Genomic DNA, 20,336 nt, shown 5'->3' with positions numbered 1-20,336 from the left:
GTCAACCTGCTTCCGTTCGGGTGAGGGTCGGGTCGAGCGTCACCGCGCCGGCGGCTACGCCCTCGATCAGGCTCGTGACGAGATCGCGCGCGGCGTCGGTGTGTCGCCGCAGCTCGTCCTGATGTGTCGCGATGGCGGCGAGCGCCTCGTCGAGCGCGTCCGCATCGGCCGCAGACAGCAACGGCAGGCTCCACGTCGTCCATGCCGTCCCCGCCGGGGTGAGGGTGTTGACGACGGCGGCGAGCACGTGCGGCCCGACGGGGGCGCCGGGCTGGAGGCGCAGGATCCGGCTCGGCGCCGCGACGAGCGCTCCACCGGACCCATCGACCCGCGCGGTCGGCGAGGGTCGTTCGAGGAAGACGACATCGCCCGGCTCGGTGCGGTGGGCGCGTCGATAGAGACGGGCCGCGTCGAAGGGGTCGAGTCGAACGTGGTCGGCCGCGCTGTCCGCAGCGAGAATCGCGACGGTGCCCGCCGGATCGGCGTGGGCGAGATCGACACGCGTCCCGTGCTTCACGAGGAGCTGTCCGTCCGACACCAACTCGGCGAGCGACCGCCGACGCAACGTGATGGTGGTCGGGGCGGCCGCGACGGCGACGTCGCATCCCGCGAGGGGGCGGCTCGTCGTGAGCGTCGCGGCGTGGACCCGGTCCAGATGACAGGACGGCGGCCCGCTGCCGAGTCGCACTGCTGTGACGCCGCGGGGCACGACCGCCGCCTGGGCCAGCACCGCGGTGAGATCGCGCCGGCGGGCGTAGCGCGGGGCGCGGCTCCCCCGGGTCGCGTCGGTAGCGGGCTCGAGCAGGGCTGCCGTGATGTCGGCGGCGAGATCATCGAGGTCGATCGCCGCGCCTTCCAGGTCCGCGAGCGACACGAACTCGTTGCGGCGCGCTCCGTGCAGCACCCACAGCGCCAGGCTCTGCCGGTGTGCGCTCCTCCACAGGCCTCGGGGCAGCCGGATCGCGGCGGCGAGGACCCGGCCGGACAGGGTGTCGGTGCGGTCCCGGCTCGCGGCGCCGACGAGCGGGTCACACAGCGTTCCGGCGGCGCCCACCACGACGCCGACGTCCGACGAGCCCAGACCGAGCACGAGATCATCGGCCGAGCGCAGCGCCTCGGCCTCGGACATCCCGATCACCGAGAGGACGTGCACCGTAGGGGCGTCGGCGGGACTGTCCCGGACGGCGATCTCCTCGATTTGCGCCCGGCGCCGCAGAGCCCGGTTCTGATCCGGTGCGAGCACGACGCCGGCGAATCCCGCGGCGAGCGTCCGGAACATCGACGCCTCGGCCGGGGGCACGAGAACCACGCCCTCACCGCCGAGCGCATCGCGCGCTGCCCCGGCGGCCGCGGCTACGATGTCGGCAAGGTCCTCCCCGACACCGCGTCGACCCGGGTGCCGATGAAGTCGGCTCGACTCCAGACGGGCGAGCGCATCGGACGGGCCGAACGACGCCGCGACGAGGTCGTCGACGTATCCCGCCATGGCTTCGGTGATAATCAACTCGCGAACCTCGCTGAGCAGGAGATCGTCACCAGGGTCGACGCGGCGCGCGAGGTCGGCCAGGTCGGCCGCCGAGCGGCCGTCGACGTCCTCCCCGGTCGCGGCGTGCAGGGCCAGCAGGGCCACGACGTCCTCGGCGTCGACGCCGTCCGGCACCGAGAGCGCAGGAGCATCCTGCTCAGCCTCGACGTTGTTCCCCCGTCCGGTGGCCTGCAGATACGCAACGATCTCGTCGCGGTCGAAGTGCTCCGCGCCGTCAGCCGAGGACATCGGCTCGGGGAACGGGACGACACGTCCGCGGACCCGCGGGCGCCTACGCCACATCGTCACCACGTGCCGGCGAACGTGCGCCAGGTCGGCGATGTCCTGCAACGTGACCGTCGCGCGCTGCGCCACCATGGTGCACCTCCCTCCCACAATCTGCGCTTGAGATTAGAGCAGCGCGTTCCTGCGGGAAAGGTGGGTCGCTGAGAAGCCCCCTTCTCAGCGAACGGGATCGACCGCAGGACCGCATCGCCGCATCGTTCCTCGCATCGGTCGGCCAACCGGGCCGGCCAGGAGCCAGCGAGGAAGCACATGACCGCGCACTTCGATGCCGATGGTCCCGCATTGATCGTCGAGCACCTGACCATGAACGACCCGAACGTCCTGACGGAGGCGCGCCACTGGCCGACCGGCCGTCGCGGTGCCGCCGTGCCCACTGCGGAAATGGCCGACCGGGACCTGACCGCCTTCGTCAACCAGGCCCTCGTCGTCGGTTCCCAGGCGATCGCCACCGCCGGCGGGGCGCAGGAGGCGTACCGGCTCGACGCACTCGTGGCCGACGTCGGCGAGCGCACCAGCCGGCTCTCGCGCGAGACCGAGCGGGCGACCGGCGCGGCCGTCCAGCAGGCCACTGCGACCATCGAGGCCTCAACCGCCGCCGCGCGCAAGACGTTCGACGAGATCGCCGCGCAGTCCAGGCGCACCTTCACCGAGTCCGTCGAGACCGCAGGCACGGCGTTGCGCGGGGACCTGGCTCGACTGCTGGGCGGCGAGAACCCCGAGCTGCTGGCCCGACTCGGGCCGGTCCTCGAGAAGTTCGGCCGCGACCTGGAGGCCCGTGCCACCGCGCAGACCGGTGAGCTTGTCGCGACGGCCGCCCGGGCGTTCGACCCCGCCGACCCGGCCTCCCCTGCCGCTCAGCAGGCCCGCGCTCTCGCCGAGCAGCAGGAGCGGCTCGCCGCGACGCTGACCGCCGACTCCCAGGCGCTGACCCAGAAGGTCGACGCTCTCGCCGAGGCCGTGAAGGTGGCCCAGGCGGCGTCCAGCGCGCGGGCGGCCGTGGTCAGCACCAGCTCGCTCAAGGGCGACGAGTTCGAGGAGGAGCTGCAGGTACTGCTCGCCGAGCTGGCCGCGGGATTCGGCGACGAGTACCGCGTCACCGCCCGCAAGGCCGGCCGGTTCCCGAACAACAAGAAGGGCGACGGCGTCCTCGCCGTCAACGGCGGCGACGTCCGCGTCGCGGTGGAGATGTCCGACTCCCAACGCAACGGCTGGAGCGACTACCTTCGCGACACGGAACAGAACCGCGACGCCGTCGCGTCCCTCGGCATCGTGCGATCCCCCGAGCAGCTCGGCGGGCACAGCCTGCTCAGCCTCGGCCCGCGCCGCCTCGTGATGGCCTTCGACCCCGGCAGTGGGTCGGCGGACCTGCTGCGTACGGTCCTCCAGCTGCTGCGCCTGGCCGCCCTCGCGGCGGCGAGCCGGCAGCAGGACGGCGACGTCCGCGTCGCCGACGAGAAGATCGCCTCCGCGCTCGCGGCACTGGTCCGGATCGACGAGATCACCAAGTCGGTCGGCCTGATCCAGCGGCACGCCAAGACCATCGGCGGCGAGTCCGACGAGCTGCGCACCGAGATCTCGCGCCTGCTCACCCAGGCCCGCGCGGCGCTCGGCGCCCACACCTCGGGTGCCGACGATGCCGCGGCCTGACGACGCCGCCGCGGTGCTCCGGCTCGCCCTACCCGGGCCGGACCTCGACCTCGCCGTCGACCCGAACTCCGTTCTGCTGACCCCGCACGCGGTCCAGCGCTATCGCGAGCGGATCGAGGGCGTGCCGGCTCGGCTGGCCGTCCGCAGGCTTCGCAGGCTCATCTCCACGGCGCACTGGCAGTCACGGCCCACGTACGGGCCGCCGGTGGTACTGCGCCCTGACGTGATCTACGGATTCAGTGAGACCTGCCCAGACGCTTGCCTACTCCTGCGCGACAAGGTGCTCGTGACGGTCCTGGTGCGTGATCGTCGCACGCGACCGACACGGTCGCCGACCCACGCTCGCGGCACCGCGTGCCGTGGCGTGGGCCACGGTGACAGGCCCCGCCGTACCGACCGGGCCGGGTCGTCACCCGAAAGCGTCGAAGATCGTCGCCAGTGACTGGCCGGCCTCGCTCATCCGCTCCAACCGGCCCGAGTCGAGCCCGACCAGCGAGTCGACCATGTCGTGCGAGCGGCTGGCGCTGTAGCCGATCGGGTGTTCCGGCTCATGCGCCAGTCGCCAGTCACCGCCCGGCGCGAGGCCCTCGTTCCGCCGACCACCGGACGCCGGCGCGGCACGCAGGACGACCCCGGCCCGGCCGCGGTACCGGTCCGCGGCCAGCAGGAGCCGGGGCACGCGCGGGTCCTGCAGCGGGTCGTCGAGCCCGTGGACATGCAGCTCCGTTCGAATCCGACTCGGGTCGCGCATGCGCACGAAACGCAGCTCGGCCAGCCCGAGCTGGTCGGCCATCACCTCGCACCACAGGTCGTCGTCGATGAAGGTGGCGGCGCGGAGCAGGCCGTCGGTCATCCCGGCCGGGGTGGGTGCGGGTATCGGGTCGTCGCCGCGCGCCGTGGCGGCGTGCCGCGCCGCGTTCTCGGTGAGCTGCGGCAGGTTCCGCTCGACGGCCGAGGCCAACGCGGCCTGGTGGCGGACGACCCGCGTGCGCCAGCCGGCGCCAGGCCGGACGCCGAGCCAGCACATCCATGCTGCGGTCTCGCGGACCTGCCGATCGAGCCCCCCGACCCGTGCGTCGGCCTCGGCCCGGGCGAAACGGTCGAGGTAGCCGTCGCGGCGACCGGTCCCGCAGAACGTTGCCAACAGCGACCACCACAGCTCGTCGACGTCATGTGCGGTCAGCTCGACGGCGTACGGTCGCTCGGCCGCGGCGAGACGCAGCTGTCCCAGCACGTTCGCGAGTACCGTGAAGTTGCCCTCGGGGGCGGCCGGGTCGACCCAGGCGAGCCGGGGGTCGGCCACCGCGGACACCCAGCGGCGCAGGACGTTGCGCGCCCGTATGCGCAGCCGCGCGCGGGGGCTCCACCGCACTCCGAGTTCCGGCGACGGGTCGCCGTCAGGCCGTTCGTCGGAGCCCGAGCGATGCCGCGGACCGAGCTCCGGCCGGAGACGCAGCCGTAGCTTTTCCAGGAGGTCGTCCAGCTCGCCCGGGTGGCGGCCAGGACCGGCCAGACCGGGGTACCGGGACGCGCGGGGGTCGGCGGCGAGCTGCTCGCGTAAGAGCCGGTCCCAGAAGTCGTCGTCCCCCGGTGCGCCAGACCCGTCAGGGACGCCGCCCACGGTCGGGCCGTCGGCTAGCTCGGCGGCATCCATTACCAGCTCGCGGTGTAGCTGCAGCAGCGCCTGTCCCAGGTCACTGTCCAGGTCGCCGTCGGTCAGCTCGAGCGGCGCGCTGCGCCGCCCGGCATCGCCCCCGTCGCACAGCTGCGCGGCGAGCGCGACCGGATCGTCCACGACGACGGCGTCCGAGATCGGCGAACCCTCACGGTCGGCGAGCCGGACGAGGCGCGAGGCAACCGGTTCACCGGTGACGACCCGACCGTCGGCGCCGGTCCCGAGCGAGTACGTGCCGATCCGGTCCACGAGTGACCAGCTCTGCTCGGGACGGGGGTCGCTCACGACAACCACCCGCCCGTCATCGAGCGCCTCGGCGCGCACGAGGCGCACCGGCCGGGACGAGGCGTCCTCGTCGTCCGGGTCAGCGGTCAGGGCATCCACCAGATCGGGATCGCACTCGGCGACCGCGACGCCGGGAGGCACGAAACAGCCACGCAGGACGTCCGCCGGCAGCGATGCCAACACTCCCAGCTCGACGTTGCCGCGGTCGCGCGCCGGGGTCAGCAGCCCGGCGCGGGACACGTTCGCCGACCCGCTCAGCAGCCAGCCCCGGTCACCCTGCACGACGCCGACGAGCTTGGCGTGCGTGAACCGGTCCGGGTCGAGCATCCGGAAGCGGGCGTCGGTGCCGGCCACGGCCCTTCGCAGCGCCGGTCCGTCCACACTGGTCGTCGCAGCGACGTACACGACGGTCCGACGCGGCGCGAACCGCTGGACGAGCGTGGCGAGCGCAGTGGCCCCAGGGTCGTGGAACGGCGCCGCGACGACGAGCTCGTCCACCGCGGTGTCACCGACCGCGTCGGCCAGCTGATCCAGCAGTGGGACGTCGAGGTCGTGCGCGAGCCGGGGTGCGGCCGGGTCGGCGGGGACGGCCACGGGCGATGGCAGCCGCCGTTCTAGGTCGCCGAAGCGCTCCGAGACCACCGGGTCGTCGAGATCACGGACCAGCTGCCGCATCCAATTGCGCCATAATGCGATCGCGCGGTCCCCGCCAGGGGTACCGGAGCGGAACGCGGTGAACACCTCGCGGCCCTCGTCGAGCCCGCGCAGCGACAGGTTCCCGCTCCCGACCATTAGCGTCGCCCGCGCACTGGTGACCGCGAGGTAGGACTTCGGGTGGAAGCTCGGGCCGTGTCCACGGGCACCACGCAGCAACCACCGCCGGTTCACCGCGGCCAGCGTGTCCGTGCGGTCCGCCGGGATCCGGGCCAGCGTCCGGCCCAGCGTGCGGTGATCCGCCAGCACGGTCAGGTTCAGCGGCGGCTGGCCGAGGCGGGGCAGGAGGAACTCGTTCACCAGCGCGAGGTCGACGTTGTACGTGGTCGCCCACAGCGCCGAGACGGGTCGGGTGAACAGCTCGGCGACCGGTCGGTAGACGGGCGCGCCCGCCGGCTCCTCGCTCACGTCAGGACCTCGTCCACGAGCGCGGCACCGCGGGCGGTCAGCCGCGGTACATCGCCGTCCTCCCACAGTCCGAGGTCACGAGTGAGCCTGCGAAGCGGGCTGTGCCGAACGGAGGCGGTCGGGAACCGGCCGCGCCCGTGGTCGACGAACCGTAGCAAGCCCTCCTCCCACCGGAAGCGGAAGGTGAAGTCCGGCAGCTTCGAGTAAGCGATCACCTCGTGGCGCTCGATCACGAACCGGCTGAGCAGCCACCAGAGCAGCTCGTCGGCCGTCGCACCCTCGTCGACCAGGCGCCGGACACCGGTCAGCGCCGTGTCGACCGGCCGCTGCCACGCCGAGTCGCTCTCCAGCACCTCCGTCCATCCGGGACCGGTGCGGGCGGTGACGCGGCCGGCCAGCTCCAGGATCACGACCAGGCCGGAGGCGGCCGAGTCCAGGCGGCGCGTGGCCTGCCGCAGGTCCTCCAGGTCGGCGTCGGCGACGGCCACCGGTCGGTCGTCCGCAACCGGGAGCGGCGGGGGATCGGCGGCCAGTTCGCTTGCCGGCATGGCGGGGTCCACCAGAGGCGGACCGGCGAGCAGTTCCGGCACCAGACCGCGCACCGTCCCGGCGTCGAGTCCGAGCCCGTCGGTGCGGCTGCGGGCCAGACCGCGACGGCAGAAGTCCGTCCAAAGCGAGCAGAGCGCCTCCTGCCACACATCCTTGGCCATCACGGCCGCCCACTGCCCGGCTACCCACCGGTGCTCCGCGCCGCGCTCGCCGGACGCACCGGCGGCGGCGCGCCTGTACGCGGACTCGGTGCGGGCGACATCCGGTTCGGAGCGCAGCAGCGTGAGGAAGTGCGCGACGCTGCGCCGCCGCTGATCCAGCTCCCCCGCTGGCTGCGGCGCGCCATCGTCGTCGGTGAACAGCGCGTCGTGGATCGCCTGCCGCTCTCCCGGCCGGGTGTCCAGCCTGCACAGGCAGGCATGCTCGGCGTACTCCTCAACGACGGCCTGCGGCAGCGGCACCTCCGTCCCCAGGTGGTGCTGCACGTAGGCGGTGTCCGCGACCGCGGACCGGAACCCTTCGGCCAGCCGCCGGGCACGCGCGGAGTCAGTGCGTAGCACGTCGACGGTCGTCGGGCGATCGCCGAGCTCGGTCCCGGCGCGCGCGACGAGGCCCAGAGTGGCCATTGGCGACCGGTAATACAGTCCGTACCCGCCCAGTGGGCTCTGCACCGACTCCCCGCGACCGATCTCGCCGTCGTCCATGGTCGCCTGCCGGAGCCGGGTCAGCCCGACGGGGCTGGAGCCACATCGCCGCGGGCACCGTTGAACCGCCAGCCCGAGGTCCCACTCGCAGCGCTTGACGAACGTCGACAGGTTCGCCGTCGTCGCCGGGAGCTTTCGCCGGGCGTACTCATCGAGCAGGAACGCGTGGAACGACATGTAGCGGGCGGTGTCCGAAAGCTCGAGGATCCCGGGCAGCAACGACGGCATAAGCCGGTCCTGGGTCATCGACTGCAAACCCAGCGGATCCTGGCCGGCGTTCAGCTGCAGCGTGCGGGCGATCCATCGCGGTTGGGCGGACTCCATCGGCCAGTCCATGACCCGACGATAGTGACGGGCGGCCAGAACACCCCGGCGCGGGGCATGAACTTCTGCCGATGCCCGCGTCCGTGGTTATCCACAGGCTGACCGCGCGTCTCGCTGGTCCGTTGCGTGGTCGGCCACGCTGCTCGTCGTGCGATCGAGCTCCGGCTTCTCCTGCCCCTTGTCGCGACAACAGCACGGCCACGGGGTTCCGCATCATCGGCGTCGGTGCCGTCCGCACCGTCCACCTGGCCCGCCGGAGACTCCCATGGCTGTAAGGCGATCCGCACGCCCCGACGGTTCGTCACGGCACGACGCCGTACCCAAGGCACTCTATTCGGTCGACGAGGCGGCGGTCTTGTTGTCGCAGAGCAGGAGTCGACTGTACGAACTGCTGCGCAGCGGCCGACTACGATCCGTCCACGAGGGCCGAACCCGGCTCATCCCCGCCGGGGCGATCAACGCCTATGTCGAGCTCCTCGAACACGAAGCCGCTGCCGAGCCGCATCCGGGGCCTCGACGGTGACAGCCCGGAGACGGCACCGCTCTCGTCGGCGAGAGTCGAGCGGATCCGGGCCGGCTCCAGCATGACTGCGCGGCGTAGCCGCGGCGACGGCGGCCTGCACTGGGACGAAACCCGGCAACGTTGGATCGCCTCGGTGACCGTGGGTTACACCGCAGCGGGCAAGCGGATCGTGCGCCGAGGCTCCGGCCGGACCAAGACCGCCGCCAAGGACAAACTGCGCGAGATCCGGCGGGCCACCGAGGACGGTCACACCGTCGGTGCGCACGGCTACACCGTCAAACAGGCCGTCGAGGACTGGCTCACCTACGGGCTGACCAACCTCGCGGCCAGCACCGTGGAGACCCGCCGCATACTCGCCGAACAACACGTCATCCCGGCCCTGGGCGCTCGAAAGCTCCGCGAGCTGTCCACCGACGACGTGGACCGCTGGCTCGCCGACAAGGCGCGCACCCTGAGCACCCGCACCCTGCAGGACATCCGCTCGATCCTGCAGCGCTCTGTGCACCGCGCCCACGCCCGCGACAAGGTCCGACGCAACGTCGTTCTGCTGTGCGGCAACCCGACCGGCCAATCGGGGAGGCCGTCGAAGGCCCTCACCCTGGCCCAGGCGCACGCCCTGCTCGACCAGGACGACCGGACGACCTACGGGGCTACACGCTGCTGGGTCTGCTGACCGGCGCCCGCACCGAGGAACTGCGCGCGCTCACCTGGGATCACGTCGACCTCATCGGCGAACCCGACGCCGACCCGCCGGTGCCGCCGCACATGCGCGTGTGGCGCTCGGTCCGTGCCGGCGGCGACACCAAGACCCGCAAGTCCCGCCGCACGATCGCCCTCCCGGCCCGGTGCGTCGAGACGCTGCGCAACCGGCGCGCGGACCAGCAGCGCCAGCGCGAGCAGGTCGGTACCGGGTGGACCGACAACGATCTCGTGTTCGCCTCGGCCACCGGCACCGAGCTCAACGCCGCCAACGTGCGGCGCGGCTTCCGCCGGGTTCTCGACGCCGCCGGACTCCCCGCCGCCGACTGGACGCCGCGGGAACTGCGACACAGCTTCGTCTCGCTGCTCTCCGACAGCGGTGTGACCATCGACCAGATCGCCCGCCTGGTGGGCCACACCGGCGGCAGCAACGTCACCGAGCTGATCTACCGCAAGCAGATCCGGCCCGTGATCGACGACGGCGCCACCGCGATGAACCGCCTGTTCCCCGAGGACACCCGGGACGGGTAGTCACTCAGATGGTCACGCGGTAGCCGAGGAACAACGAAAGGCCCTGGTCCGACTCGACGGTTTGAGTCGCTGACCAGGGCCTTTGCTGTGGGCGATACTGGGATCGAACCAGTGACCTCTTCGGTGTGAACGAAGCGCTCTCCCCCTGAGCTAATCGCCCTCAGCGGTGAACAGAACCCTACATCACCCGAAGAACGGGCTCTGCAACCAGGTCCACTGCTCCAGCCCCACCCACCCGGCGAGAAGGTAGAAGGCGTTGAGCAGGTACAGCGTCGTCACCACGATCACGCCGGTGAGCCCCAGTACGAGAAGGCGCACGGCCGTCGACTGCCGACCGAGCCACGCCGTCCACGCGTCGTACTTGCGGCGGGCGAAGCGCAGCACCCGTCGTGCCCACTCGAACTCGCTGGCGAGGATGCCGAGTCCGGCGAACACGATCAGCCAGCCCGGGCCGGGGTACGGGATCGCGATGATCCCGACGATCAGCACGATCGTGCCGAGGGTCCCGACGACGATGCGGTACGTCGACCGCATCGTCGGGTTGGTGTCGATCCTCGCCCGGAACCCGCGTAGCCCTCCGCCCGCCCTGCGCACCTTCGGAGGACTCGTGCTCATGGTCTAGGTCTCCACCTGCCCGCTCGCGATCACCGACGACGGCGAGGCCGGAGCCACCCGGCCCTGCTCGAGCGAGACCGCGTACTGGCTGAACGACCCGCCCGTCGCAGATCCTACTGACACCGGGCGATCCGGAGTCGGACGCACATCGAACGTTCCGACGGGCTGAGGCTGCGCGCCGTTGTTGAGCCCCCAGAGGACGTAGGTCTGGTCGCTGACGGCGTTCGGGGTGAGCCCGACGGCCAGCACCTGCCGCTGCTCGCCGTGCACCATCACGGCCGCGACCGGCTGCACACCGGGCGACGCCGCGAGGAACGCGTGCTGCGCGCCCGGTCGGTCGAACTGAGCGACCATCTGGAAGATGTCCTGGCTCTGGGCGATGCTCGCGTCCCGCTCGGCGCGCATCTGCTGGGCGTAGGCGGCGAGCCCGCCACCCCCGGCGAGGACGGCGACGGCGGCCACGACGGCCAGCAGGCTCCGCGGACGCCGGGACCGCGACGTCGAGCGACCGCCCGGACGTCCGGTGTCCGGCCCGGTCGTCGCACGATGACGCGGCGCCGACGGGGCCGAGGTCCGCACCGGCGCCCCGCGGTCCTCCCGGACGGGCTCCGGGCGCGACGGCGGCGCCTGGGGCACCTGCTCGGTGCGCTCCGCCTGCTCGACGATCGACTCGCGCAGCCGCGCGGGCGGCTCGCGCTGCTCGACGGCCTCGGCCAGCCCGCTCGTCACCTCGGCCACGTCGGCGGCCAGCTGCCGGCACTCGTCGCACGTGTCGAGGTGCTCGAGGGCCGCCATCTCCTCGTCGGGCTCCAGGGAGTGCAACGCCCAACCGACCGTCTGTTCACTCATCGGGCACTCCCCTCCGTCCTCGTCCCTCTCGTTCCTCCGGTCGTTCCCGCTCACGACAGTCCCCCTGCGAACTCCCCCACGACCGGCCCGAGCAGGCTCCGCAGCCGCGCGATCCCCGTGAACATCCGCGACTTGACGGTCCCCAGCGGGACTCCGGTCAACGCCGCCACCTCGCGCTGCGTGTAGCCGCCGTAGTAGGCCAGTGCGAGTACCTGACGCTGCTCGACGGGCAGCCGGCCGAGCGCGTCCCGGACCTGGCCCGCGACGAGCGACCCGATCGCGTCCTCGTCCGCGCCCGGCCCGGGCGGCGCCGACCATTCCTCGCCGTCCTCGGCGGCGGGCACCGTGCGTCGCCGGATGGCACTCTCCCGGCGGACGGCGTCCACGGACTTGTGGTGCACGAGGGTCAGCAGCCAGGTACCGAACCGGCCCTTCGCCGCGTCGTAGCGCGACGGGTCCTTCCAGAATGCAAGGAATGCCTCCTGCACGACGTCCTCGGCGAGGCCGTCGTCCGCACAGATGCGGCGGGCGAGGGAGTAGGCGGGACGGCCGAAGCGGTCGTACAGCTCCCCCAGCGCGCCGGAGTCACCCCGGGCGATCCGCCGCACGAGGCCGACGTCGGCCTCCTGATCTCGGCGATCAGGCGCACGACGGGCGCCACCACGAGGCGGATCCGCCTCGGGCGGACCCGGCGTATCGGTGGCGTCCGGCACCAGGGTGGTCCTCACATAGTCGTCTTCGGGATCGGGGCCCGATCGGTTCAGCGTAGTAGCGACAGCGAGCGGCGGCTCACACTCTCGGTTGCCTGGGGCAGTGCTGCTCGTCCGTTCGGCAGCAGCGAGTTACACCTGTGTGACTCGACCGGGTGTCATCCAACTGTGACCGATGTTCATCGACGCCCAACCCGTCACGCCCGGGCCGCTGGCTCGTTTTTCCGATCGACGCCCCAAGGCACCGCCCCAGAAAGAGGATCACCGATGCGCGACCAGTCCAAGACGATCCGGTCGACGGCGACGTTCGAGCTCATCGCTCCGGACGCTGCGCCGGTGCCCGTCAAGGTGGAGCTCTCGTACAGCAGCCGGGACCCGTACGCCGTGCAGGCGTCGTTCCGTACCGGCCACGACTCCACCGTAGACTGGGTCTTCGCCCGCGACCTGCTGGCCGACGGCCTCGTCGACTCCGCGGGCACCGGCGACGTCAAGGTCCAGCCCATGCCGTCGGACCCGACGCGGGTCGAGCTGGAGCTCACCTCCCCGTCCGGGCACGCCCTGTTCACCACCTCGACGCAGTCGCTGTCGGACTTCCTCGACCGCACCTACGAGGCCGTCCCGCCGACCAGCGAGTACTCCTGGCTCGACTTCGACGCCGCCCTGTCCGACCTCCTGGACACGACCGCCCGCGACTGAGTCGGCCCGCCGTCGGGCGAAGATGACGATCTTCGCAGGTGAGAGAGCACCCGACGGCGAGCAGGGGGCCGGTTGCAGGCCCCCGGGGCGGTTACGCTAATGTTCTCTCATCGCACCGGGGACGACAGCGAAAGTTCCGAATCCGGTGCACATGCGGACGTAGCGCAGCTGGTAGCGCATCACCTTGCCAAGGTGAGGGTCGCGGGTTCGAGTCCCGTCGTCCGCTCGGAGGAAGTCGGCCTGCGCCGGACCTCCCGGTCCACGAGACCCGGCGGAGTGGCCGAGTGGCTTAGGCAAGGGCCTGCAAAGCCCTGTACGCGGGTTCGATTCCCGCCTCCGCCTCGCGCGATTAGCTCAGCGGGAGAGCACTACCTTGACACGGTAGGGGTCACTGGTTCAATCCCAGTATCGCGCACCACATCCGAAACGCCCTGGTCAGAGGCTCAATCAGAGCCAGCCGACCAGGGCGTTTTCTGATGTTCGTGCCACGATCCGGAGCATTTCCGGAGCACGGACCGTCAGACCGGGATCGGAGCGGGCGGCGGGTCGTCGTCCGGGTCCTCCTCGCCCCGGGTCGTCGAGCGCCCGCAGGATCCGCTCGCTGTCGTCCGTGCGCCGGGTGCAGCGGTCCAGCGTCGTGGTCGCCTTCTCGTGCCCGAGCACCCAGTGACGGCGGCCAGACCCGGGTGCGGAACAGCGACCGGCGTAGCGGTGCCGCGACCTCGTTGGCGAACAGCGGAGCCCTCGACGCCATCAGCCACAGCCGCACATGATCGCGGACGAACGGGATCACCCGACCCGGGAGCGGGATCGAGCGGCGCCAACCAGATCCGGGCCGCGATCAAGCTGGGCAGGTCGACGGCGGGAGAGAAGCTGCTGGTCCTGCTGCGCGTGGCCTGCCAGCACTCCCCCGAGTTCGGCCACGACGTCGAAGCGTTCGTGATCCGCCACGATACCGAGGCCGCACACTCCGCTACCCCGACGGCGGGCGCCCACGACACCATCACAGCCCTGTCCGCGATGCTGGGGACCGCGACGCTCCTGATCCTCCCCGACCAGGACCACTCGGCGTTCTGGACGGCGCCCGAGCCGGTGGCGGAACAGGCACGCACGTTCCTGCTCGGCTGGCCTGTGATCGACAACGGTCCCGAGACCCGGCCGCGAACACCTCAGCACCCACCTGCCGGGCCCGTCAGAACTTTACTAAGCACACGGCTCTGCAGTAAGGTATCTCTCGTTCCTGGCCGTCGGCGACATGGCGCGACGACGCGACCTGCCACCCGAACAGGAGTCCGATGACCGTCAGCACCCCCGCACCGCCCGATCTCCTCTCGCAGGGCCACATCGCGGACCCGTGGCCCGGCCTGGCGGTCTTGCGCGACCACTATCCGGTGCACTTCGACGAGGGCCTCGGCGTCTGGCTGATCAGCCGCTACGAGGACGTCCGGCGTCTCGCGAACCTCGACATCGGCGGCCTGGCCCAGGAACTTCTGGGCCAGTACCTCGCCGACACACAGGCGTTCTTCGCGATGGACGGGATCGACCACCGACGTCGCCGGGCACTCGTCACCCCGGTACTCGCCCGCTCCAGCGTCCAGCGCTTCGCCGACCAGGTCGACAAGCATGCGCACGCCCTGCTCGATCCGATCTTCGAACGGGAGCGCGCGGCGGTCAAGGCTGGCGAACGAGACCGCGCGGAGATCGACTTCGTCACGGAGTTCACGGCCAGCTTCTCGGCGAACGTGATGATCCAAATTCTCGATCTCCCGATTCCCGACCACACCCGGATGTCGGCCTGGTTCGCCGCGTGGATCAACGCCGAGGGGAACATCACCGGCGATTCGGAGATCATCGCGAAGGCTCAGCAGGCGAAGGCCGAGTTCAGTGAACTGATCCTTCCGGTCATCCAGGAGCGTCGGAACGGCACCGGTGAGGACCTGATCACCAGGTTGTGTCGGGCAGAGCTCGACGGGATATCGCTGTCAGACGCCGAGATCCAGTCGTTCGTCGCCACCATGTTCCTGGCGGGCGGCGAGACGACAGACCACCAGCTGGGGTGGGTTATGCACGAGCTGGCCGTCAATCCGGACGTCCAGCACGCGCTGGCCGCGGACCGCGGCCTGATGGCGAACGTCCTCGCCGAGAGTATGCGTTTCCACGCGATCATCCCCTTCGGCAGCCGCCCCGCCCCCGCGGGCTTCGAGGTTGGCGGCGTCCACATCGAGGAAGGCGCGCAGCTCGCCGTCATGTACGCCGCCGCCAACCACGATCCGCGCCGCTTCGAGAATCCCGACACGTTCGACATCCATCGGGCCGACCTCGACCCGAGCAAGGCGTTCAACGGCGCCGCGCAGCACTTGGGATTCGGGTCCGGGCCACACTTCTGCATCGGTTCCCACCTCACGAAAGCCGAGATGGAGACCGCGCTGAACGTGTTTCTCGAGCACGCCCACGACGTGCGTATCGCCGACGGGTTCGAGCCGACCCCGAACCCCGAGTCGCCGTTCGTCAGGTCCCTGCCGAGCCTGAAGCTGTCGTTCGAGCTCACCTGAGGACGCGACTGATCCCACCTGAGGGCGCCCCCTGTGGCTCACCCGGACACCACGGGCGTGCGACAGGGGGCCGATCGGCATGCACACCTCCTTCAAGTCAGCTGACATGCAGTGGACTTTTCTCAACCGAGGCCACACGAAGGGGCGTGACGGTGTCCGGTACCCACGCCGCTGAAGCCCTCTTCCGGGTGCTCCGCGCGGCCGCCGCCCGCGGCGATCCCGAGCGGCTCCGGTCGCTCCTCACCGAGGACAGCACCGTGGTCGACGACCATGGATCCGCCCGCGATCATCGCCGTCATCGAGAGCCCGGGACCTGCTGGCCGACTCGAGATGGACGTGCTGTTCGTGGACTCCGCGCGGGTCCGGGCGGGCCGTGTAGCACGCTCGACACCCGGAGACGGCAGATCGGCCCCGAGAGCTCGACTGCCCAGAGCTCGGGGCCGGTCTGCGTGGAGTCAGTCCTCGAACGGGACGAAGTCGCTCTTGCGCGCCCCGCAGACCGGGCACATCCAGTTGTCGGGGATGTCCTCGAAGGCCGTTCCCGGGGGGATGCCTCCGTCCGGGTCACCCTCCGCGGGGTCGTAGACGAACGCACACGACACGCACACCCACAGCTGGGCAGTGCTCGCTGTCATCGGAAACCTCCACCCCGCCGGTACGCGGCCGTCAGCGATCTGGGAGACCGGTGTTCGCCTCTGCTCCGTCCCGTGACGCGCCGGGCCGCGCGCGCACCGCTCTCGATCGCGCCGGTGAGCAGGCCGGGGAACTGGGGTGCGATGTCCGCTCCAGCGAAGATCAGCGAGCCGACCGGCCTGTCGAGCACGTCGACGAAGCGCAGTGCCTGGCCCCGCCGGAAGGATCCCCACCCGCCCAGTGCGTACGGATCAGTCGGCCAGTCGTGTCCGACGACGTCGACGAGCTCGACCTCGGGCAGCAGGCTCCGCACGGCGTCCTGCACGTTCTCGTGCCCGTCCGCGACCGAGACAGCGCCGGTCAGGCTGTAGGCGGCCAGCAGCTGCCCGTCGTCGAGGACCGAATGGGTAATCATGATCTCGAACGGCCGGCTGCCCACCGGCAGGAGTGCAACCACCGGCTCCGCCGGGCCACGGACGTGCATCATCACGTTGCTCACGTCGCGCATGGCCACCCCCTCCTGCGTGGCAGCCCGGTGCACCTGCCCGAGTCCCGGCCTGAACTCGATGGTCTTCCAGACGTTCGTGGGCGTCGCGACCACGACCGTGGGCGCCGAGACCTGGTGGCCGCCCGCCAGCGTCACGGTAGCGCCGGCGTTGTCGTGCTCGATCGCGGTGACCGGCGACGAGAGCCTGACCTCGAAGCCGCCGTCGTGCACCATCTCGCTGATCAGCCCCGCCATCCCGCCCTCGAGCCGGTAGACGGCGAGCAGCGCGTTGAACGCCTCGTGGCCCCAGACGCCGTTGGCCATCCGCTGCAGCACCCAGGCCAGACTGACCTCCTCCGGCGGGCCGAAGTCGGCCAGCACGCCGCGCAGCACCCGTTCGTCACGGGGATCGAGCGCGAGTTGCCGGAACCGGTCCTCGATCGACAGCGCGTCCAGCGCCCGCGCACGGGGATCTGTCTGCAGGGCGAACGGACGGACGAACGCCTCGGCGTAGCCGGGATCGCCCCAGAACGACGCGTAGCCGCGACGCAGGCGTTCGTCGAACTCCGTGGCGGAGATGGTGGTGACGCCGGTGTCGTCGACGGTCAGGTAGCTGTCGGCGACGGTCAGCGCGCTCTCGACCACCGGCAGCTCGTAGCGCATGACCTCCCGCCAGATCGCGGACTGGAACCAGTGGAACCAGGTGCCGCCCGTGTCGACCTCGTGACCGCCGATCGTCTGGGACGCCGTCCGCCCGCCGAGCCGGTCACGCGCCTCGACCAGCAGCGTGCGCGTACCGGAATGCTCCAGGTCGCGCGCCGCCGTGACACCGGCGAGCCCGCCGCCGACGACGACCGCACCGAACGGTTCCGCCGTCACGCGATCCTTGTCCCTCACGTCCGCTCCTCACCACACATCGGGCACCACACCCGCTCCCATCCGGCGACCGCGGCCCCGTCGGGTGCGGACGGGCCGGTGCGCCTGTGACCCGGTCGCCGTCGACGAGCGATCCGTGCGTGCGCCGACGGCGAACGGGACTCGGCCTACCCAGTGATCACCGCACCGTCGGACGGCGCCGACGGTGCCTGCTGCCGCTCTCCCCGACCGAGGAGCTGGACGGCGACACACAGCACGAACGACGCGATCGCGATCGCGACGAACCCGGCGCCGAAACCGCCGGTCGCGTCCCGGACACCACCCAGCACGAACGGGTAGACGATGCCACCGATCAGGAAACCGCTTCCCAGGACGAGGCCGTTGGAGGCGGCGACGTGCTCCGGCGCCACCGACTCGTTCGACCGCGCCAGCACGAGAGGCATTCCGCCGTAGCCCGCCAGACCGACCAGGGGCAGCGCGACGGCCGCCAGGGTGTAGTTCCCGACGCTGATCCCGACGGCGAGGAGGACCACCGCCGCGGTCGTCGCCAGACCGGCCACGAGGATGTACGTCCAGCGCTTCGCGACGAACCTGTCCGACATCAGCCCGGCGGCAACCGCGGTGATAACGCCGAAGACCGCCGGAAGCGACGCGAACAGACCGGCGAGCGACTCCGACCAGCCCGCGCCCTCCACCAGAACGGTGGGCATCCATGCCGCGATGAGGCTGAACAGCCCCCAGACACCGACGTAGAAGGCCATCCCGAGCAGGACGTTGCGTGATCGGAGGGCACGGAGGACCACACCGGTCGCACCAGTTCGCCGCTCATCGGCCTCAGGCGTCGCCTGCTCCGGCTGCGCGACGACCGGGTCCCGTAGAAAGACCAGAGCCAGCACGAACAGAACCGCGAGGTAACCGGCCTGCCACAGCAGCCCGGAGCGCCATCCGACTGCGGTGAGCACCGCACCGAACAACACGAGCCCGAGCAGGAAGCCCGCGCCGTCGCTGGAGACCATCACGCCCGTCGCGCGACCGGCCTGCCGGGATTCGATGAACCAGCTGATCGCCATCGTGAAGGGTGCCACCATCATCAGACCGACGGCGACCCCGCTGATCGCGCGGGCGAGCATCGCAACCGGGTAGCTGTCGGCCGACGCGAACAGCACCTGGCCCGCGATGCCGATGACCAGAGCGACGAGGATGACGTTCTTGGGTCCCGTCCGGACGACGACAGCTCCTCCGAGGAGCAACGCGATCCCGCCGGCGAGCGCGGTCACCGAGGACAGCGCACCCGCCTGCGTGTAGTCGAGCCCGAGGTCCTCCGAGACCGACAGGAGCGCGGGCGTCCATCCGTAGTACGGGAGAGACAGGCCCACTACGACCAGATAGGACACCACGAGGATGACCCACTTGTTGTCCGCCAACTTCCACACAGCCGCTTACCTCCGATCGACCGACGTGCACGATTTGCTGACCGTTCGATTCACCGCGCAGGCGACGGGCGCCGTCAGAGCGGCCGTACGAGCGACGATTCACGCAGGCGCACCAGCTGGTTGAGGGTCTGGTGTGCAGCCTTGTGGCCGCACTCCACCGCACCCTCGATCGTCATCAGCCATTTCGGCGCGACGTCGGCCGTCGCGAACGCGATCCGTCCCTCGGCAGCACCAAGGGCCGAATGCGACTTGGTGACACGGCCCGGCTTCCAGCTCACCCAGTCACCCTTGGAGTACGGGTCGGCGTTGAAGTTGTGAGCGTCGTATTCGACCAGTTCCGCGCCCGGCAGAAGCGACTGCAATGCGGCGTCGACGGACTCGCGGCTGTCGTAGTCGAGATTCCATTCGTCGGTGTCGAGCGATAGCATTCCGAACATCGCCATCAACGGGTCGCCGTTGTCGAACTCGCCCTCGGAGGCGAGCATGAACGCGCCGCCGGTGGTCTTCGGGGACCCGACGACGAGCGGAACGACCGGAAGCTTTCGCAGCCGCAGCATGGCTTTGCCGGATCGGTCGGCACCGTGGCGTTCGTCGGAGGTGACCCGCTTGGTCTCGCTCAGCTGCGGCAGGAACTCGATGTCGTTCCACGTGTTCATCGGTGTCGCGACGACGACGGCCGAGGCCGTGATCGTCTCCCCGTGCGCGGTCGTGACGAGTACGTCTGCGCCAGACTGATCCACGCGCGCGACAGGGGTGTTCAACCGCACCTCGGTGATGTCGGCCGTCATCCGCTCGAGCAGCAGGCCCGTCTCCAGGTAGGCGCCCAGCGCACCGTAGAGACCGAGGGGACTGTTACCGAAACAGGACATCATGTTCAGGAACTGAAGGGCCGACACCTCCTCCGCCGGGCGGAACGACACGAGATTCGCAACCGTCTCGACGAACTCGCGCGTTTCCACTGGGAGATCAAGCGGAGCCAGGAAATCGGCCATCGGGATATCGAGATCCTCGACTCCCTGGTGATCGAGGGGGATCCCCTGTGTGATACGCGACGACGCCAGCACGCAGTGGACCAAAGCCTTCTCGAAGTCGAGCAGCTGTTCGATCGGCACCGGGAACGGTCCGGGATTACGCTTACCGTTCAGAATGGTCGGATACTCGCCGGGCTCGGCTACGTACACCGTCTCGACGCCGTACCGAGCCATCTCCCGTTCGACCGCCGGATTGCTACCGGGCATGATGAACTGGCCGCCCATCTCGACGTTCATGTCGGTCCCGGGGAACTTCTTCGTCCAGGTACGACCTCCGAGACGGTCGCGGGCCTCCAGCAGCAGAACTCGGTTTCCCTGCTCGGTCAGGTCGCGCGCCGAGGTGATCCCGGCGAAGCCGGCACCGATCACGACTGCGTCGTAACGGTTCTCTTCGGGGTTCATGCAGCTTCCGTCCTTCCGCCTGCGTCATGTCTGATTCCGTGACCGTGCCGGTCAGCCGTCGCACGACGCCGTCCTGCCGAGCGGCGACCTGGTCACACGCCGTTGCTGCTGCCCGGCGCGGACGGTTCACGCCGGGGAACACGGTCGAACCGGCGGACTCGA

At 70.7% G+C, this 20,336-nt stretch carries 16 protein-coding genes and 4 tRNA genes; 9 read left to right on the top strand and 11 right to left on the bottom strand.

Annotation, left to right across the window (positions count from 1 at the left end):
- Position 1: 1 nt before the first annotated feature.
- On the bottom strand, positions 2-1,903 hold the full coding sequence (locus EV378_RS29445; protein ID WP_132430622.1) for a hypothetical protein: 1,902 nt from the start codon (positions 1,901-1,903) through the stop codon (positions 2-4).
- Positions 1,904-2,080: 177 nt separating this feature from the next.
- Here EV378_RS29445 and EV378_RS29440 point away from each other — a divergent pair, with 177 nt between their 5' ends.
- Entirely contained in the window at positions 2,081-3,478 is a 1,398-nt protein-coding gene (locus EV378_RS29440) for a Fis family transcriptional regulator (RefSeq protein ID WP_132430621.1), read from the top strand.
- Between the two features lie 409 nt (positions 3,479-3,887).
- On the opposite strand, the gene EV378_RS29435 is transcribed toward EV378_RS29440, so the two are convergent.
- Both EV378_RS29435 and EV378_RS29430 read right to left on the bottom strand, forming a co-directional pair.
- Positions 3,888-6,560, bottom strand: coding sequence for a phospholipase D-like domain-containing protein (locus EV378_RS29435; protein ID WP_132430620.1), 2,673 nt, complete (start codon positions 6,558-6,560; stop codon positions 3,888-3,890).
- Positions 6,557-8,149 (bottom strand): hypothetical protein, encoded by a 1,593-nt coding sequence (locus tag EV378_RS29430; RefSeq protein WP_132430619.1) that lies wholly within the window; start codon positions 8,147-8,149, stop codon positions 6,557-6,559. Before EV378_RS29430 ends, EV378_RS29435 begins: the two co-directional genes overlap by 4 nt.
- Before the next feature lie 253 nt (positions 8,150-8,402).
- On the opposite strand from EV378_RS29430, the gene EV378_RS29425 reads away from it, so the two are divergent.
- The 3 genes from EV378_RS29425 to EV378_RS36560 are packed head-to-tail and all read left to right on the top strand — an operon-like array spanning position 8,403 to position 9,890.
- Entirely contained in the window at positions 8,403-8,660 is a 258-nt protein-coding gene (locus EV378_RS29425; RefSeq protein WP_132430618.1) for an excisionase family DNA-binding protein, read from the top strand.
- Complete coding sequence (locus EV378_RS36565; RefSeq protein ID WP_243653824.1) at positions 8,602-9,333, top strand: N-terminal phage integrase SAM-like domain-containing protein; 732 nt, start codon at positions 8,602-8,604, stop codon at positions 9,331-9,333. The genes EV378_RS29425 and EV378_RS36565 overlap by 59 nt, the downstream gene beginning before the upstream one ends.
- Positions 9,318-9,890, top strand: a complete 573-nt coding sequence (locus EV378_RS36560) for a site-specific integrase (RefSeq protein WP_341540467.1) — start codon at positions 9,318-9,320, stop codon at positions 9,888-9,890. Before EV378_RS36565 ends, EV378_RS36560 begins: the two co-directional genes overlap by 16 nt.
- Positions 9,891-9,978: 88 nt before the next feature.
- Here EV378_RS36560 and EV378_RS29415 read toward each other — a convergent pair.
- From EV378_RS29415 to EV378_RS29400, 4 genes are all read right to left on the bottom strand, one after another.
- Positions 9,979-10,050 (bottom strand) — tRNA-Val (locus EV378_RS29415).
- A gap of 23 nt (positions 10,051-10,073) precedes the next feature.
- The gene (locus EV378_RS29410; RefSeq protein WP_132430617.1) at positions 10,074-10,505 is read right to left on the bottom strand and encodes a TIGR02611 family protein; all 432 of its coding nucleotides are present in this window, start codon (positions 10,503-10,505) and stop codon (positions 10,074-10,076) included.
- Positions 10,506-10,508: 3 nt separating this feature from the next.
- Positions 10,509-11,354 (bottom strand): anti-sigma factor, encoded by an 846-nt coding sequence (locus tag EV378_RS29405; RefSeq protein ID WP_132430616.1) that lies wholly within the window; start codon positions 11,352-11,354, stop codon positions 10,509-10,511.
- Positions 11,355-11,404: 50 nt separating this feature from the next.
- A complete protein-coding gene (locus EV378_RS29400; RefSeq protein ID WP_243653823.1) occupies positions 11,405-11,962 on the bottom strand; it encodes an RNA polymerase sigma factor in 558 nt (185 codons plus the stop codon).
- Positions 11,963-12,331: 369 nt separating this feature from the next.
- On the opposite strand from EV378_RS29400, the gene EV378_RS29395 reads away from it, so the two are divergent.
- From EV378_RS29395 to EV378_RS29375, 5 genes are all read left to right on the top strand, one after another.
- Positions 12,332-12,760, top strand: coding sequence for an SsgA family sporulation/cell division regulator (locus EV378_RS29395; RefSeq protein ID WP_132430615.1), 429 nt, complete (start codon positions 12,332-12,334; stop codon positions 12,758-12,760).
- 153 nt (positions 12,761-12,913) lie between these two features.
- Positions 12,914-12,986: transfer RNA gene (locus EV378_RS29390), tRNA-Gly, on the top strand.
- 44 nt (positions 12,987-13,030) lie between these two features.
- Positions 13,031-13,102, top strand: a tRNA-Cys gene (locus EV378_RS29385).
- A gap of 1 nt (position 13,103) precedes the next feature.
- Positions 13,104-13,178 (top strand) — tRNA-Val (locus tag EV378_RS29380).
- A gap of 877 nt (positions 13,179-14,055) precedes the next feature.
- A complete protein-coding gene (locus EV378_RS29375) occupies positions 14,056-15,312 on the top strand; it encodes a cytochrome P450 (RefSeq protein ID WP_132430614.1) in 1,257 nt (418 codons plus the stop codon).
- Between the two features lie 455 nt (positions 15,313-15,767).
- Here EV378_RS29375 and rd read toward each other — a convergent pair whose 3' ends face one another.
- The 4 genes from rd to EV378_RS29355 all read right to left on the bottom strand — a co-directional run bounded on the left by rd (position 15,768) and on the right by EV378_RS29355 (position 20,174).
- A complete protein-coding gene (rd, locus tag EV378_RS29370; RefSeq protein ID WP_132430613.1) occupies positions 15,768-15,947 on the bottom strand; it encodes a rubredoxin in 180 nt (59 codons plus the stop codon).
- Positions 15,944-17,329, bottom strand: coding sequence for a flavin monoamine oxidase family protein (locus EV378_RS29365; protein ID WP_207908895.1), 1,386 nt, complete (start codon positions 17,327-17,329; stop codon positions 15,944-15,946). The genes rd and EV378_RS29365 overlap by 4 nt, the downstream gene beginning before the upstream one ends.
- A 146-nt stretch (positions 17,330-17,475) precedes the next feature.
- Complete coding sequence (locus EV378_RS29360; RefSeq protein ID WP_132430612.1) at positions 17,476-18,741, bottom strand: MFS transporter; 1,266 nt, start codon at positions 18,739-18,741, stop codon at positions 17,476-17,478.
- 74 nt (positions 18,742-18,815) lie between these two features.
- Positions 18,816-20,174 (bottom strand): flavin monoamine oxidase family protein, encoded by a 1,359-nt coding sequence (locus EV378_RS29355; protein ID WP_132430611.1) that lies wholly within the window; start codon positions 20,172-20,174, stop codon positions 18,816-18,818.
- Between the last annotated feature and the right edge of the window lie 162 nt (positions 20,175-20,336).

The organism is Pseudonocardia endophytica (assembly GCF_004339565.1).
In the GTDB taxonomy this organism is placed as follows: Bacteria; Actinomycetota; Actinomycetes; order Mycobacteriales; family Pseudonocardiaceae; genus Pseudonocardia; species Pseudonocardia endophytica.
This window is presented reverse-complemented; position numbering and strand designations above follow the sequence as displayed.

Excerpts from the sequence above, each read along its gene's own strand:
- EV378_RS29355 (WP_132430611.1), bottom strand. The coding sequence starts at position 20,174 with ATGAACCCCGAAGAGAACCGTTACGACGCAGTCGTGATCGGTGCCGGC.
- rd (WP_132430613.1), bottom strand. The coding sequence starts at position 15,947 with ATGACAGCGAGCACTGCCCAGCTGTGGGTGTGCGTGTCGTGTGCGTTC.
- EV378_RS29445 (WP_132430622.1), bottom strand. The coding sequence starts at position 1,903 with ATGGTGGCGCAGCGCGCGACGGTCACGTTGCAGGACATCGCCGACCTG.
- EV378_RS29430 (WP_132430619.1), bottom strand. The coding sequence starts at position 8,149 with ATGGACTGGCCGATGGAGTCCGCCCAACCGCGATGGATCGCCCGCACG.
- EV378_RS29375 (WP_132430614.1), top strand. The coding sequence starts at position 14,056 with ATGACCGTCAGCACCCCCGCACCGCCCGATCTCCTCTCGCAGGGCCAC.
- EV378_RS36565 (WP_243653824.1), top strand. The coding sequence starts at position 8,602 with ATGTCGAGCTCCTCGAACACGAAGCCGCTGCCGAGCCGCATCCGGGGC.
- EV378_RS29395 (WP_132430615.1), top strand. The coding sequence starts at position 12,332 with ATGCGCGACCAGTCCAAGACGATCCGGTCGACGGCGACGTTCGAGCTC.
- EV378_RS29405 (WP_132430616.1), bottom strand. The coding sequence starts at position 11,354 with ATGAGTGAACAGACGGTCGGTTGGGCGTTGCACTCCCTGGAGCCCGAC.
- EV378_RS29410 (WP_132430617.1), bottom strand. The coding sequence starts at position 10,505 with ATGAGCACGAGTCCTCCGAAGGTGCGCAGGGCGGGCGGAGGGCTACGC.
- EV378_RS29425 (WP_132430618.1), top strand. The coding sequence starts at position 8,403 with ATGGCTGTAAGGCGATCCGCACGCCCCGACGGTTCGTCACGGCACGAC.
- EV378_RS29440 (WP_132430621.1), top strand. The coding sequence starts at position 2,081 with ATGACCGCGCACTTCGATGCCGATGGTCCCGCATTGATCGTCGAGCAC.